General features: G+C 67.8%; 9 protein-coding genes. 6 read left to right on the forward strand and 3 right to left on the reverse strand.

The window, feature by feature from the left end:
• The first annotated feature begins 105 nt into the window (after window positions 1-105).
• Both treZ and ABEA07_RS20485 read left to right on the forward strand, forming a co-directional pair.
• Window positions 106-1,962: a malto-oligosyltrehalose trehalohydrolase gene (gene treZ, locus ABEA07_RS20480; protein WP_345540141.1), complete on the forward strand. Its 1,857-nt coding sequence runs from the start codon at window positions 106-108 to the stop codon at window positions 1,960-1,962.
• Window positions 1,955-7,069, forward strand: a complete 5,115-nt coding sequence (locus ABEA07_RS20485) for a malto-oligosyltrehalose synthase (protein ID WP_345540142.1) — start codon at window positions 1,955-1,957, stop codon at window positions 7,067-7,069. Before treZ ends, ABEA07_RS20485 begins: the two co-directional genes overlap by 8 nt.
• 26 nt (window positions 7,070-7,095) lie before the next feature.
• On the opposite strand, the gene ABEA07_RS20490 is transcribed toward ABEA07_RS20485, so the two are convergent.
• The 3 genes from ABEA07_RS20490 to ABEA07_RS20500 all read right to left on the reverse strand — a co-directional run bounded on the left by ABEA07_RS20490 (window position 7,096) and on the right by ABEA07_RS20500 (window position 9,108).
• The gene (locus ABEA07_RS20490; RefSeq protein ID WP_345540144.1) at window positions 7,096-7,350 is read right to left on the reverse strand and encodes a hypothetical protein; all 255 of its coding nucleotides are present in this window, start codon (window positions 7,348-7,350) and stop codon (window positions 7,096-7,098) included.
• 302 nt (window positions 7,351-7,652) lie between these two features.
• Window positions 7,653-8,027 carry a helicase SNF2 gene (locus ABEA07_RS20495; RefSeq protein ID WP_345540146.1) on the reverse strand — a complete coding sequence of 125 codons (375 nt, stop codon included), beginning with the start codon at window positions 8,025-8,027 and terminating at the stop codon, window positions 7,653-7,655.
• Between the two features lie 172 nt (window positions 8,028-8,199).
• Window positions 8,200-9,108 carry a LysR family transcriptional regulator gene (locus ABEA07_RS20500; protein ID WP_345540147.1) on the reverse strand — a complete coding sequence of 303 codons (909 nt, stop codon included), beginning with the start codon at window positions 9,106-9,108 and terminating at the stop codon, window positions 8,200-8,202.
• Window positions 9,109-9,236: 128 nt separating this feature from the next.
• Between ABEA07_RS20500 and ABEA07_RS20505 the strand changes: the two genes are divergently transcribed.
• The 4 genes from ABEA07_RS20505 (at window position 9,237) to ABEA07_RS20520 (ending at window position 16,175) form a co-directional block, all read left to right on the forward strand.
• Window positions 9,237-10,946, forward strand: coding sequence for an alkaline phosphatase family protein (locus ABEA07_RS20505; RefSeq protein WP_345540149.1), 1,710 nt, complete (start codon window positions 9,237-9,239; stop codon window positions 10,944-10,946).
• A complete protein-coding gene (locus ABEA07_RS20510) occupies window positions 10,939-11,418 on the forward strand; it encodes a cupin domain-containing protein (protein WP_345540150.1) in 480 nt (159 codons plus the stop codon). The genes ABEA07_RS20505 and ABEA07_RS20510 overlap by 8 nt, the downstream gene beginning before the upstream one ends.
• 10 nt (window positions 11,419-11,428) lie before the next feature.
• Window positions 11,429-12,409: a Bug family tripartite tricarboxylate transporter substrate binding protein gene (locus tag ABEA07_RS20515; RefSeq protein ID WP_345540151.1), complete on the forward strand. Its 981-nt coding sequence runs from the start codon at window positions 11,429-11,431 to the stop codon at window positions 12,407-12,409.
• A gap of 448 nt (window positions 12,410-12,857) precedes the next feature.
• Window positions 12,858-16,175 (forward strand): hypothetical protein, encoded by a 3,318-nt coding sequence (locus ABEA07_RS20520; RefSeq protein ID WP_345540152.1) that lies wholly within the window; start codon window positions 12,858-12,860, stop codon window positions 16,173-16,175.
• Window positions 16,176-16,186 lie beyond the last annotated feature (11 nt).

Genomic DNA, 16,186 nt, shown 5'->3' on the forward strand with positions numbered 1-16,186 from the left:
TCAACCAGCAAGGCCAAAACAAAGCCCCGAACGCCAAGTCCAACCCACAACAAGAACAACGCCAAACCAAAGGCCGAGCGCCCCCTCCCAGAGGGAACAAGACACATGAAACACGCCCACCCATCTCCCTTCGGCGCCACCGTGCTCCCCTCCCCAGGTGGCGTCCACTTCGCCCTCTGGGCGCCCACCGCACCCCAGGTGGTGCTCGAGCATGGACCTACCCCCCACCCCATGCTGCGCAACGAAGAAGGCTGGCACCACCTCACCCTCCCCGAAGCGGCCCCCGGAGACCCCTACCGCTTCCGCCTCCCCGATGGTCTCCGGATCCCCGACCCCGCCTCCCGCTACAACCCCGACGACGTCCACGGCCCCAGCGTCGTCATCGACCCGCGCCAGTACGACTGGCAGCACGACACATGGCGCGGCCGCCCCTGGGAAGAAGCCGTCATCTACGAGCTGCACGTCGGCTGCTTCACCCCCGAAGGCACCTTCTCCGCCGCCGCAAAGCGACTCCAGGACCTCGCCAGCCTGGGCATCACGGCCATCGAACTCATGCCCCTCGCCGACTTCCCCGGCCAGCGCAACTGGGGCTACGACGGCGTCCTCCAATTCGCCCCCGACGCCAGCTACGGCACCCCCGACGACCTGAAGGCCCTGATCGACACCGCCCACGGCCTCGGCCTGATGGTGCTGATCGACGTCGTCTACAACCACTTCGGCCCGGAGGGCAACTACCTCCACGCCGCCTGCCCTCCCTTCTTCAATCCCGCTCACCAGACCCCCTGGGGCGCCGCCATCCACTACGACGGCGCCCAGGCACGCACCGTGCGCGACTTCTTCGTCCACAACGCGCTCTACTGGGTCGAGGAGTTCCGCTTCGACGGCCTGCGCATGGACGCCATCCACGCCATCCGCGACGACTCGCCCACACACATCGCCGTCGAGGTCTGCCACGCCCTGCGCGACGGCCCGGGCCGCGAGCGCCACGTCCACGTGGTGCTGGAGAACGACGCCAACCAGGCCTCCCTGCTCGCCCGCGACGCGCAGGGCCGGCCCGCCGCGGCCACGGCGCAGTGGAACGACGACCTGCACCACGCCGTCCACGTGCTGGCCACCGGCGAGACCGACGGCTACTACATCGACTACACCGACGACCCGGTCGCGCAGTTCGGCCGCGCACTGGCCCAGGGCTTCATCTACCAGGGCCAGCCCTCCCCCTTCCGCGCGGGCGAAGCGCGCGGCGAAGACGCCAGCCGGTTGCCGCTCGGCGCCTTCGTCTCCTACCTGCAGACCCACGACCAGGTCGGCAACCGCGCCTTCGGCGAGCGCATCCATGCGATCGGCGACATCGCCCTGGTGCGCGCCGCCTGGGCCTGCCTGCTGCTCTCGCCGCACGTGCCGATGCTCTTCATGGGCGACGAATTCGAGGCCTCCACGCCCTTCCTCTACTTCTGCGACTTCGGCCCCGAGCTCTCGCGCGCGGTCTCCGAAGGGCGGCGCGCCGAGTTCGGCCGCTTCAAGGCCTTTGCCGACGAGGCGGCGCGCGCACGCATTCCCGATCCCAATGCGGCATCCACCTTCGAAGCCTCGAAGCTGCGCTGGGACGAATGGGACGACCCGCTGCACGCGGCCTGGCGCGTCCAGGTCGGCGAGATGCTGGCGCTGCGCCAGCGCAGGCTGGCTCCGCTGCTGGCCGGCCAGCGTGGTGCCGGTCGCTTCGAGACCACTCGCGACGGCCTGCTGCGCGTCGAGTGGACACTCGCCGACACGACCCGCGGCGAGGACGGCGCGCGCCTGCACCTGCTGGCCCACTTCGGCGAGGGGCCGGTCGAAGGGATCGGCGCGCCGCCCGGCGAGGTGCTGTATGCCACCGCCGTCGATCGCGACGGCTCGCAGAACGGTCTGCTGCGGGCCGCCCGCGGCGGCGTGTTCGTGACGCTGCAGGAGCCCGGCCTTGCCTGACATCCTCTCCGACGCCGATGCCCAGACCATCGCCCGCCTGTGTGCCGACTACGGCATCGCGCTCGACTACCACGACATCTGGGGCCAGCACCAGCCGGTGCCGCGCGAAACCCTTTTGGCCCTGCTGGCCGAGTTCGGCCTGCCGGCGAAAGATGGGGCGCCCACCCCGCCTGCACTGCCGCCCGTGCTCGCCATCCGGGCCCTCGAGCCCGGCTGGGTGCTGCCGCTGCGCGTGCCGGCCGCGTGGCCCCGCCTGCACTGGCAGATCTGCGACGAGGCCGGCGCGCTGCAGCAGCAAGGCGAGATCGACGCCCACGCGCTGCCCGAGAACAGCCACTTCGAGCTTGCCGGCGAGCGCTGGTGCGAGCGCACGCCGCGCGTCGCGCTCCCCCTGGCAATGGGATACCACCGGCTGCGCATCGAGGGCCTGCCCGGCGAGACGCTGATCGTCAGCGCGCCCGAGCGCTGCTGGTGCCCCGCGGCCCTGGAAGACGGTGGCCGCGTCTGGGGCACGGCGGTGCAGCTCTATGCGCTGCGCTCGCGGCGCAACTGGGGCATGGGCGACTTCAGCGACCTGGTGCAGCTGGTGACGCAGATGGCCCGCCACGGCGCCGAGGTGATCGGGCTCAACCCGCTGCACGCCCTGTTCCCGCACAACCCGGCGCATGCGAGCCCGTACAGCCCCTCGTCGCGCCGCTGGCTCAACGTGCTCTACATCGACGTCGAGGCCGTGCCCGATTTCGCCGACTGCGAGGCCGCACAGCGGCTGGTGGGCTCGCCCGAGTTCCAGGGTCGGCTCGCCGCACTGCGCGAGTCGCCGCTGGTCGACCACGGCGGTGTGGCACAGGCCAAGTTCGAGGTGCTGGAACTGCTGTTCGCCCACTTCTGCGCGCAGCACCTGGAAGGCGAAGGCGGCGAAGGCAGCGCAAGGGTCCCCGACGATGCCGCCCGCGCCTTCCTGGGCTTCGTGGCCGAGGGCGGCGAGGCCCTGCGCGGCCATGCTCTCTTCGAGGCACTGCAGGCGCACTTCCATGCGGCCGATGCGCAGGTGTGGGGCTGGCCGGCCTGGCCCGAAGCCTACCGCGACCCCGCGAGCCCCGCCGTCGCGGCCTTCGCCCGCGAACACGCCGCGCGCGTGCGCTTCCACCAGTACCTGCAATGGCTGGCCCATGGGCAGCTCGCCCGCGCCGCCGCGCAGTGCAAGGCGCTGGGCCTGGGCATCGGCCTGTACCTGGACCTCGCGGTCTCCAGCGACCGCGGCGGCTCCGATGTCTGGACCGAGGGCGCGGGCTTCGCCGCCGACGCCAGCGTGGGCGCGCCGCCGGACGAGTTCAATCCCAGCGGCCAGGGCTGGGGCCTGCCGCCGTTGCGGCCGGACCGCCTGCGCAGCGCCGGCTACCGCTTCTTCATCGACACGCTGCGCGCCAACATGCGCCACGCCGGCGCGCTGCGCATCGACCACGTGATGGGGCTGATGCGGCTCTTCTGGATCCCCGCCGGCCGCACCGCGCGCGAGGGCGGCTACGTGCACTATCCGCTGCACGAGCTTCTGGCCATCGTTGCGCTGGAGAGCCAGCGCCATCGCTGCCTGGTGATCGGCGAGGACCTGGGCACCGTGGCGCCCGAAATGCGGGAGGCACTGGCCCGTGCGGGCGTTCTGTCCTACCGCCTGCTCTTTTTCGAGCGCGAGGGCGACGGGGGCTTCCGCCCCCCGGAGCACTATCCGGCCCAGGCACTGGCCGCCGTGGGCACGCACGACCTGCCGACCCTGGCCGGCTGGTGGCGCGGCGAAGACGTGGGACTGCGGCTGTCGCTCGGCCTCGTCGCCGACGCGGCGCAACTCGAGCGGCAGCTCATCGAGCGTTCGCGCCAGCGCCTGCAGCTGCTTTTTGCGCTGTACCACCAGGGGCTGCTCGACATGGACGAGATCGTCCGGGCGAACGCGGCGTCCCAGCTCTCGCCGGCCATCGTCGAGGCCGTGCATGCCTACCTCGCCGCCGGGCCCTCGGCGGTGATGATGGTCCAGCTGGAGGACGTGGCAGGCGCCGTGGAGCAGGTCAACATGCCCGGCACCACCCACGAGCAGCCCAACTGGCGCCGCAAGCTGCCGGTCGACCTGGAGGCGCTGGCCCAGGGCGAGGCCATGGCCGCACTCGGTCGCGCCCTCGCGCGACTGCGCCCGCATGCCCGCACCCGCCGCGCGCGCCGCGGCTCGTTGCAGGCGCGCGTGCCGCGCGCCACCTACCGGCTGCAGTTGCACCGCGACTTCACTTTCGACCATGCCATCCGCGTGCTGCCCTACCTGGCGCGCCTGGGCATCAGCCATGTGTACTGCTCGCCGATCCAGCGCGCCCGCGCCGGCAGCATGCACGGCTACGACGTGGTGGCGCACGACCAGTTCAATCCCGAGCTCGGCGGCCGCGAAGGCTACGAGCGCTTCGCGGCGGCGCTGCGCGCGCACGGCATGGGCCAGCTGCTGGACCTGGTGCCCAACCACATGGGCGTGATGGGCGATGACAACGCATGGTGGATGGACGTGCTGGAAAACGGGCCGGCCTCGCTCTTCGCCCAGCATTTCGACATCGACTGGCAGCCGCTCAATCCCGAGCTTGCCGGCAAGGTGCTGGTGCCGGTGCTGGGCGACCACTACGGCGACGCGCTCGAGCGCGGCGACCTGGCGCTGCACTTCGAGGCGGACCGCGGCAGCCTGGCCGTGCGTTACTTCGAGCACCGCTTTCCCATCGCACCGGAGAGCTACCCGCGCGTGCTCGCCGCGGCCAGCCTTCGGCTTGAAGACACGCAGCTCGCGGTGCAGCTCGCCGGGGCGGCCTCCGGCTTCGCGCGCCTGCAGGGCCGGGACGTGAGCGGAGAGGCCGAGCGTGCCGAACGCGCCCGCGACAAGGAACTGCTGAAGCACCAGCTGGCCCGGCTGGCCGGCCGCGAGCCTGCGGTGGCGCGCGTCATCGCCGCGCGCGTGGCGGAGCTCAACCTGCCGGGCGCCCGCGACGCGCTGCATGCACTGATCGAGGAGCAGTCCTGGCGCCTGGCCTACTGGCGCGTGGCGGCGGACGACATCAACTACCGCCGCTTCTTCGACATCAACACGCTGGCGGCGCTGCGCATGGAGCGCGAGGAGGTGTTCGAAGCCACCCAGTCCCTCGCGCTGGACCTGGCCGCGGCCGGGCTGGTGGACGGCCTGCGCATCGACCACCCCGACGGCCTGTACGACCCGGCGCAATACTTCCGCCGGCTGCAGGAAGGCTATGCCCGCCGCGCCGGCCTGCTGCTGGCGGATCACGACGAAGCCGAGCGGCCCGTGCGGCCGCTCTACGTGGTGGCCGAGAAAATCAAGGCCGAGGACGAGGAAGTACCGGAGGACTGGCACATCCACGGCACCACCGGCTACCGCTTCGCCAACGTGGCCAACGGCGTGCTCATCGACACCGGGGCCGGCGACAAGTTCGGCAAGATCTGGCGCAACTTCACCGGCGTGCGCGACAGCTTCCAGGCGCTGGCGCGGGCCGGCAAGCGCGACATCATGCGCAGCGCGCTGGCCTCGGAGCTCACCGTGCTGGCCACCGAGCTGCTGCGCATCGCGCGGGCCGACCGCCACACGCGCGACTACACCTTCAACGCCTTGCAGCGCGCGCTCGGCGAGGTGGCGGCCTGCCTGCCGGTGTACCGCACCTACATCCTCGAAGCGCCCTCGGCGCAGGACGAGCGCTTCATCGAATGGGCCGTGCGCGAAGCGCGGCGCGGCAGCCTGGAGGCCGACCGCACGATCTACGACTTCGTGCAGCAGACCCTGCTGGGCCGCGCCGTGCCCGGTGCCGGCGAGGCGCTGCAGCAGCGCGTGCTGCGCCTGGCGATCCGCTTCCAGCAGTTCAGCGCGCCGGTCACGGCCAAGGGCGTGGAGGACACCGCTTTCTACCGCTACTTCCCGCTCGCCTCGCTCAACGAAGTGGGCGGCGAGCCGGCCCACTTCGGCATGACGGTGGCGCAGTTCCACGAGGCCAGCGCCGACCGGGCGCTGCACTGGCCGCACACCATGCTCGCCACCTCCACGCATGACAACAAGCGCTCGGAGGACGTGCGCTGCCGCATCGACGTACTGTCCGAGATGCCCGCCACCTGGCGCCTGGCGCTGCGCCGCTGGCGCAACCTCTCGCGCGGCATCCGCCGCCGGCTCGAGGCGGAGGGCGGGCCGCCCGGCGCCCCCTCGAGCGCAGACGAATACCTGCTCTACCAGACCCTGCTGGGCACCCTGCCCGAGGGGCCCTTCGACGCCGCCGCGCGTGCACCCTATGCCGAACGCATCGTGCGCTACATGCAGAAGGCGGCACGCGAGGCCAAGGTCCACACCCGCTGGACCTACCCCGACGAGGCCTACGAGCAGGCACTCGAAGGTTTCGTGCGCGCCTTGCTGGGGCCGGGCGCCGACCCGCGCTTCCTCGACGACCTGCAGGCCCTGGGCCGCGCGCTCGCGTGGTACGGCGCGCTCAACAGCCTGTCGCTCACGATGCTCAAGTTCGCCTCGCCCGGCGTGCCCGACGTCTACCAGGGCAACGAGATGATGGACCTCAGCCTGGTGGACCCGGACAACCGCCGGCCGGTGGACTACGAGATGCGCGTGCGCCACCTGGACGAGCTGGAGGCGCTGGCCCGCGCGCCCGACCTGCCGGCGCGCCTGACCGACCTGCTGCGCACGGCCGGCGACGGGCGCATCAAGCTGTGGGTCGCCTGGCGCATGCTGTCGCTGCGGCGGGCGCAGGCCGACCTGTTCCGCGAAGGCGACTACCGCGGCCTGGCGGTGCAGGGCGCGAAGGCCGCGCACGTGGTGGCCTTCTCCCGCCGCCACCAGGGCCGTGTGCTGGTGCTGGCGGCCCCCAGGCTGCACAGCACACTGGCGCCGCAGCGCGAGCCGCCGGTGGGCGTGCATTGGGAGGACACGGTGCTGCGGGTGGACGGCGTGCCGGAGGGCACGCGCTTCGAGAACGCCCTCACGGGCGAGATCGTGGTGCTGCGCGAAGGCGTGATCCGCATAGCCGACGCCTTCGCGCACTTGCCCGGCGCCGCGCTGTGGGCGCTGGAGGCTGTGGCCGCCTGAGCCGTTGCGGCCCGGGCCGCGGGCGATCAGCGACCCTGGTTGAGGCGGCTCAGCCCCTGGTCGGTCAGCATGCAGCCACCGCGGCGGTCTTCCACCACCAGGCCGTTGGAGCGCAGGCGGCTGGAAACCTTGATCGTGTCGGTGGGGCGCTTCCTGGCGACAGCGTCCCGCAACGCTTCCAGCGTTCGCCACTGTTCATCGTTGAGCTGGATCTTCTTCATCGACGTTTCGTCCTCGCGGGCGTGAGTGTGTACCCGAAAAGGGCGAATCGCCTCCTTCATGAGTGCTCTTGTCAGCGACGGCGATTTAGGCTAGGAGAATTTGTCAGAATTTTCAGCATCGCCCGATGCGCATGAACGGGAGGCCGCCTACTCCGGCTGAAAGCTGATCGCCTTGAGGGGCCCCGCCTGTTCCTCGTACGCGGCTTTGGCATCGGCCACCCTCAGGGGATGGGGGTCCGTCTTCGTGGCGGACGCCTTTCGCGTCTTCGACTTGCCGCTTGACAACAGCGGGCGAGCAAGGACACACAAGCAAAAAAAAGCCGAGCATCGCCCGGCTTTTTCCTGGTGGCAGAGGCCGCCGATCAGATCGGCAGGCGATCGCCACGCGCGGCCGCCCTGGCCTGGATGCGCACGTTCGAGCGGTCGATACGCGAATCGACCCGGGTCACGCCCTGGCCGTAGCCTTCGGCATAGGGGTTCGCGCTGTGCGCCGCCGCCACGCCTTGCGAGCGAACGGCTGCACGATCCACCGAGTTCGCGACGCTGACCACGCCTTGTCCGGCGGCATCGCCGAACTGGTCGCCGCTGCGTGCGGCGATGGCGCCTTCGGAACGCACTTCCGCACGGCTCTGGATCGAGTGGACCTTGGCGACGCCGTCATAGGTTTCTGCATTCACGCCCGCCGCAGCGAGGATGGCGAGAGCGAAACCGGAGAGGAGCTTGGAGGTGGTGTTCATTTTGCGTTTCCTTCAGTGAGGTTGATCGGTGAGTGCGTGAGATGAAGTGTGCGCCGGCAGAGGGCGTTGCGGATGTGCGTTTTCGCACCTCGGCGTTCATCCGGTGGAAACAATGGAACGGCCTCCCCCTGGCGCGGCAAACGGGATCGCGCGCTTCGGCAGGAAGCGGTGATCAGCTGCGCGCGCCGCGCAACGCATCCGCCTCATTGACGAAAGCGTCCACGAGGCGCTGCGTCGGTACCGTCAGCGGCGAATCCGTGCGCAGGAAAAGATGGATCGTGGTGAGCGGCAAGGCATCGGCAATCGGCAACACCGCGAGGCCGGTGCGCGGGCCGTGGCTCTCGAAGAAGCGGCGCGGCATGAGCGCCACGGCATCCATCCGGGGCAGCACGGCCAGCAAGGTCGAAAAGGATGCGCACTCCAGCGTGATGCGCGGCGGCGGCAGACCGAGCCTCTCCATCTGAAGATGCGCGGGATCGCCCGGCCCTTGCACCGGCCCCGTGAGCACCCAGTTCGCGCCGGCGAGATCCGCGAGCTGCCGGCATTTCGCGAGCGGATGGCCCGCGCGGACCGCGATCACTTCGGGGCTGTCGATCAGCGCCCGTGCTTCGAGGTCACGGCCCAGCCCCGTCGCGGGCAGTGGCCCCAGTGCCAGGTCGAGTTCGCCCGAGCGCAGCTGCGCGAGCGCCGTCGGGTAGAGCGCATCGACCAGCCGCACGCGCACCTGCGGCCAGCGCGACTGGAATCGCGACACGGCCTGGGGCGCCAGCATCAGCGCCGCGGCGGGCGAGACGCCGACGGTGACGGTCGCCTGTGCGTGACGCGTGAGCCATTCGACTTCCTCGCGGGCGCGATCGATCTCGCGCACCACCGTGGCCGCGCGCGCGGCCAGCAGCTCGCCGGCGGGCGCCAACCGGACGCCCTTCGGACTCCGTATGACCAGCGTCGTGCCGAACTCTTCCTCCAGCTGCTTCAGCGCCTTGGTCAGCGCCGGCTGGGTCACGTTGAGCGTCTCCGCGCAGGCGCGCAAGCTGCCCGTGTGCGCGATGGTCAACAACAGGTGCAGATGCTGCAGGCGCATGGATGTTCACCGCGGGTCGAGTTGGCGGGGCGATAACCCATGGTAATCGACTTCACCCAAAACCATTGGATCGGGACGCTCGCGCTGCCTACCATGCCTCGAAGTTCCTGCCCCCCGAGGAGTGCCGCGTGAAGTCCCCCGTCAAGAACATCCTGTTCATCATGTGCGACCAGCTGAGAGCCGATCACCTTTCGTGCTTCGGCCATCCCAGGCTCCACACGCCGAACCTCGATGCGCTCGCCGCGCGGGGCGTGATCTTCGACCGCGCCTACGTCAACTCGCCGGTGTGCGGCCCGTCGCGCATGAGCTACTACACCGGCCGCTATGTCCACTCGCACGGCGCAAGCTGGAACTTCGTGCCGCTGAAGGCCGGCGAGATGACCCTCGGCGATCATCTGCGCCCGCTGGGCGTGCGTTCGGTGCTGGTCGGCAAGACGCACATGCGCGCGGATCTCGCGGGGATGTCGCGACTGGGCATCGACCCCCGGTCGCAGATCGGCGAGCGCATCGCGCAGTGCGGCTTCGATGCCTACGAGCGCGACGACGGCATCCATCCCTACTCCGGCCACGATCCCGACCCGGCCTACAACGACTACCTGCGCAGCCAGGGCTTCACCGGCGACAACCCCTGGGAGGCATGGGCCAACGCGACCGAGGACGAGGATGGCACGCTGCGCTCGGGGTGGTTCCTCAAGTACAGCAACCGCCCCGCGCGCATTCCGGACGAGCATTCCGAGACGCCCTACATCACCCGCCGCGCGATGGACTTCATCCGAGAGGCCGGGGAGCAGCCGTGGTGCCTGCACCTGTCGTACATCAAGCCGCACTGGCCCTACATCGTCCCCGAACCCTACGCGAGCATGTACGGGCCCGAGGACGCGTTGCCGATCGTGCGCAGCCAGGCCGAGCGCGAGAACGCACACCCGGTGTACCAGGCGATGATGGATCACCGGGTCTCGCGCACCTTCTCGCGCGACGGTGTGCGCGACGCCGTCATGCCCGGCTACATGGGCCTCATCAAGCAGATCGACGACCAGCTCGGCGTGCTGTTCGGCTTTCTCGAGGCGCGAGGGCTCATGTCGTCCACCATGATCGTCTTCACCTCGGACCATGGGGACTACCTCGGTGACCACTGGATGGGCGAGAAAGACCTGTTCCACGAGCCGGTCATCCGATGCCCGCTGATCGTCTACGACCCCGACCCGCGCGCCGACGCCACCCGCGGCACCCGCTGCGATGCGATGGTGGAAGCGGTCGACATCGCGCCGACCTTCCTCGACGTCTACGGCGGCGCGCCGGTGCCGCACGTGATGGACGGTCGCTCGCTGCGCCCGTTGCTGTTCGGCGAGACGCCGGCCGACTGGCGGTCGGCGGTGGTGTGCGAATACGACTTCTCGTTCCAGGAATCACGCATCGCGCTCGGCGCCCGGCCGCGCGAGGCGTGGATGCGCATGATCTTCGATGGCCGCTGGAAGTACGTGCTGTTCGAAAACTACCGTCCGATGCTGTTCGACCTCGCGGCCGATCCGCAGGAGTTCAGCGATCTCGGCGCGTCGGAACTGCCCGAGCATCGCGCGGCCATTGAACGCCTGCACGAGATGCTGTTCCGCTGGGCGCGCCAGCCGCGCCAGCGCGTCACCGTGCCCGATGGCGCGATCGAATCCATCGAGGTGCAGCCACGCATCACCGAGGGCGGCATCCTCATCGGCTATTGGGACGAGGACGACCTGGCGCAGGCGCGCCAGAAATTCAAACCCCGCTTCGCTTCCCACAACCCGCTGGTCGCATCGACGCTGGACCGGCTGACCACCCCCGAAGGAGTGCCCCACGATGCATGAAACGCCCGACATCACGCGCAAGAACGAGAGCCTCGACAGCGTGTCGTGGAACATCCTCGGCCAGGTCTACACCCCCAAGCAGATGAGCGACGACAGCTTCTCCTGGCACGCGATGTTCCCGGAAGAGAGCTTCGTGCCGCCGCACGTGCATCCGCACCAGGACGAATACATCTACGTGCTGGAAGGCCGCATCGACCTGATCCTCGACGGCAAGACCACGTGCGCCTCGGCGGGCGACCTGGTGCGCATGCCGCGCGGCATTCCGCATGCCTTCTTCAACAACTCCGGGGCGCCGGCCCATGCCTTGTTCTGGGCCGCGCCGGCAGGCAAACTGGTGGAGCTGTACCGCCGCATCCACAACATGTCGAGCCCCGCCGAAGTCGTCAAGGTCGCACGCGAATACGACGTGGTGTTCCTGCCGCCGGTGTCGTCGGCGGCACCCGTGCCGCTGCCGGCCACGGCCGCCGCATGAGGAACGGATCATGATCCGCCGCCGGCAATTGCTGCAATCGCTGGCCGCCGTCCCGGTGGCCGCCGCCCTGCCCTTTCCCGCAAGCGCGCAGAACTATCCCGACCGCGCGATCAGGATCATCGTGCCGCTGCCGCCCGGCAGCCCGCCGGACGTGCTCGCCCGGATCGTGGCCGATGGCCTGTCGCGTTCCTGGAAGCAGCCGGTCGTGGTCGAGAACCGCCCGGGCGCGACCGGGATGATCGGCCTGCAGGCGCTCGCGCGTTCAGCGCCCGACGGCTACACGATGGGCATCATCTTCCTCACGCACACCGTGCTGCCCCAATTGATGGGCCCGCTGCCCTACGACACTGCGAACGACCTTGCGCCTGTCGCCAATCTGGTGTGGCTCTACAACGTGCTGGTGGTGCCGGCCGATTCCCCGATTCAATCGCTCGGCGACTTCGTCCAGGGCGCCCGCGCGCAGCCGGACACGGTCAGCTTCGGATCGGGCGGCAACGGCTCGCCGGCCCACCTGGTCGGCGAATCCTTCGCGCGCGCCGCGAAGCTGCGCATGCTGCATGTGCCCTTCAAGGGGCCCGCGGAAGCGGTGACCGGCCTGCTGGGCCACCAGGTGTCCACCATGTTCGCGACGAGTTCGGTCGCGGCGCCGCTGGTGCGCGGCGGCAAGCTGCGCGCCCTGGCCGTTACCAGCCCACAGCGCCTGCCCGCGCTGCCCGACGTGCCGACGCTCGCGGAAGCCGGCATGCCGGGACTGGAACTGCGTGAGTGGGAAGGCCTGGTCGCGCCTGCAGGCACCCCCACGGCCATCGTTGAAAAATGGAACGCGGAGTTGTTCCGCCTCCTCGGAGCGCCCGAAGCGCGCGCCCGGCTCGCGGATCTGGGCATGACGGTCGCGGCACCGAACCCGCCCGAGGAGTTCGGCGGGCTGATCCGCAAGGAGCTGCAGTACTGGGGGCAGTTCGTCAGATCCGCCGGCATCCGGCCGGGCTAGTCACGGCTGCTTTCTCGACGGATGCACCTCGCTTCCACGCCGCCTGGATCACCAGCGGCTGTTGGTTCTCGGGAAGCAGCGAATCGTCTAGGAAATGCATCGATCACTCCTGAGTGGGTGGGGGGGCCGTCCTTCACGATGGATGACCCGGCGGCTCGGGTGAACCGCTGAAAGGAGCGACGATCGGGGAGGCGACGTTGTTCGCAGGAGCGCTGCAGCGTGGCAAATTCTCGCGCTGACGACAGGTACTGCTGCGCCTTGGATCGCATCGTGTGCCGGGCGACCCCACGGACTGCTCGGGCTGTGCCGTCTTTCCGCTGGCAGCGCCGGCGCGATGGCCTCCTCGCCTGCGGCGCGGAACAGGAGCAGGGGGGCTGTTACTCATTGCCAGCTTGGGCAGGTGGGCAGCCCGTTCCACCGAACCGAGACCGATCCACGCGAGGTCACCATGCAACCGCAGCACAGCCTGTCCAGAACGTTTGCTTCCCGATCCCTGACAACGTCGTACCGTCGTCAAGGCGGCGACGACAGCAAGCCGCCCGAGCTTCCAACCCATCCGGCGTTGCGTCGTCACGCCGAGATGCTCACCAGAAGCGTACCGGTGCACTTGACCGGCCGCGTCAACGACAAGGGACAGTTTGAGCTCGAACATCCCAAGGAGGGAATCGACCCGGCGCTCTGGTCAGCCGTGGGAATCTGCCTGGAAAAAGTAAGCAAGGGCGACACAGGGGCCGCGAAGCAATACCTGAAGGCCGTCAACGGCAGCATCAACCTGCTCATGCAACTGGGCTTGAACCCGCAAAAAGTAGCGCGGGTGCTGACAGAGTCCCCTGACATCGTGAGCGTCGTGCGGCTCAATGGCCCCAAGCGCTTCACGCTGACCGGCCTGCCCGGTGGCAAGCCGCAGATTGCATCGATCACCACCACGGTCATCGTCTACTTGGCGACAACGCTGGCCCAGGCGGATGAACCTGCGGCGTGCTGCAAACTCCTCGCGGCCTGTGGCACCAATGAGAAGCATCTGAAGGGCCTGGTGCTATCGGGGTACGCTGCGGCGCTCGAGTACTGGCCTGACTCGAAGAAGGACTCGCTATCCAAGAAGTTGGCGCAGGTCGGCCAGGACCTCCAGCGCACGCCCCCTGCCGCTTGGGGTCAACTGGTCAGCAGCCCTGCACTTACCCCGCCGATTCGGGCGCTTCTGTGGCCGCAGATGCCGGACGATGTGCATGCAAAGGGAGCGCGGGAGGCTGCCTTGAAGCTGCTGACCACGTGGGTGTCGGCATTGGATACAACCGAAGACGCAGCCAAGATCCTGTACGTCCACTTGAAGGAGGATGTCCATGCCATGTCGCGTTTGCTCGACATGGCACGTTTGCTCGCCGACGAATCCCTGGTGCTGGCCGACGAACACTTGAACGAGGCGTTCAGCGCCTCCAGAGAGCGCCTCGCAGCGGCATTGCCCCAGGTCGCACATGCCACTCTCTGGAGAGAGTGGAGTAACGACCCTCCAAGGGAGGATCTCCCCGGTTGGTGGACAGAGATTCCGAAAACCGGCGAAAAAGCCTTGCGCCCGCTTGCGCAATGCATGCGTATCGGCATCGTCCTGGGCAAGACCGAGTGGCTCGCGATGTGGATTCCCATGCTGGACGACATCGAGATGCACATGTGGAGCGAACCCATTGCTGAACTTGCAGCACTTTGCAATGACATCCAGGCCGGACTTTGGCAGGTGGGAGCGCATTTCCCCGATCTCGAAGTCGCAGCCATTCAGGTGACTTTGCACAGATTCAGCACCACACTGCGCGACGGTCTTGACGTATCTCGGCCGCCGGAAGCAATCCTCCCTCCGCGAAGCCTCGGCGTGCTGGACCGTCGCTGCAGATCTGCAGAAGCAACAAAAAAACTGGATGAACTCTACGAGGAACTCCAGACACTTTCTGTTGGGACACACAGCGAACTGGAGGCCCGGATACGGATACGCCTTCCAGGTCTGGGCAGTCTTCTTGGCGATGTCGAAGAGATAGACCAAGCCCGTCCTGTCGAAGAGATGGACCGAGCCCGGCAACGGCAGATTCTCAACTCGCTGCTGCGCAGCGTGGCCTGCCGCGACTTCCTGCGCTGGATGGCGAACGAAGCCGGCTACGACGTGGTGACGGACATGATGGTGTCGCTGCTGGGGCCCAACCTGCTCCTCGCGCCGGCCGAACTGCACACGATGCTGATGGCGCAACCCGACGACCTGCGGTTCGCCCTTTGCGTGGCACTGTGTCCTCTGGTGCCAACACTGGTGAGCGACAACTCGGCGCCGGCGCTTGCCGAGCTGCTGCTGAGGCAATGGTCATACCGTGCCGACGCACCCACACTGCTGTTCGAAGCTTGTACCGCTTCGACCATGTACACACTGCTGATGGCAGCCTCCGCCCGCGAGCATGTGCTGGATGGGTCGCCTCATCACCTGGAACGATGCATAGACCAATTTCTCGACGCTCACAAGGATGGCCCCAAGTCCAACCGCCGTTACCCCTTGGTCGTTCTCGCAGATTGCGCACTGAGGTGTCGCGCTTTGAATGCAAGTGTCTTCGAACATGCCATCGATGAACTTTCCAAGAAAGAGGACATTCCCTTTCGAGACGGCATCGAGAATGGCAACGCCGTTCTCGTATTCGAGACCCTGCACGGTCGCAAGACCGATCCATGGCTTCGCGTGAAATTCTCCATCCTCACGAACTCCTTCAAGGCAGATCAAGCGGTAGAGGCGGCGGCATACCTCCTCCGGACGTTTCAGGAGGAAGATCACAACGATCGCCTGCGAGCTGTGATCTTTCAGTCGAAGCTCAATCCCCTGCCAAGGACAAGCCTGGAGTACATGAGCAAAGACGACAGGGGTCAGTGGGAGACGGCGTTCGCCTCATGGTGCACGCTGCTGAGATTCGTCCTGAACGATGAGACTCACTTTCTGAAAGCCTGCAGGCTGATGCTTTCGGAACTCATCAATGCCCAGGCTTCCGCTTCGACAGTGTGTCAGGTATTGACGCTGCTCGAAAAGCAGATCGTGGTCGGCGGTTTGACTGGCTGGGCCGCAGCCACGGAGGACACGAGGGCCAAGTTCAATGTGGCCGTGAAGGATGCCAGGACACGCGAGATCAAGGGAAAGAAGAAGGCCGAGCTTCTACCGGAACTCGCTCATGCGCCCCTGCGCAGCAATGTGAAGTCGTTGACGGAAGTCGGTAACGACGAGGACGAACTTGTGAGTGCCATCAGTGATCTGGTTGATCACGGGCTACTCGCGAGTGATCTTCAGCTGGTGCTACTCAGAGGCGCCCGCCACGGTTTGCCGGCCGGCATTGCGCAGCCCAATCTGCTGAGGGCGCTAATGCTCAAAAAAGATCCGGGCGGCGCCCACCAGCGGCCTTTGCCTGAACTTCTGACTTGGCTGGGCCTGCAATGCTGCGCCTGGCCGGGCGCGGGCACGTTCGTCAGATTCCTTTCCACAACCTTTTCCAGCTGGACGCAGGAAGACCAGTGGTCGAACGTCGACGTGGAACAAGTGGCGGCCTTCATGTCGGGCGTGTTGCAATCGACTCTGGCCTACCTGGACGAAAAGCAGAAGAACATTCTCAAGATCGATGTGCCGGTCGCCACGCTCCTTCGCCTATCGAAGGAGCTGGTCTTCGAGCGCTTCGGGGAGAATCTCAGTTCTCCGCATGTCGAGCACTGCATGGCGTTACTGGAACTCTTGAGTCAGCGGGCTCGCGGTCAAGCTTGACTGGTTGAAGC

This window comes from Variovorax defluvii, from assembly GCF_039541515.1.
GTDB lineage: Bacteria > Pseudomonadota > Gammaproteobacteria > Burkholderiales > Burkholderiaceae_C > Variovorax > Variovorax defluvii.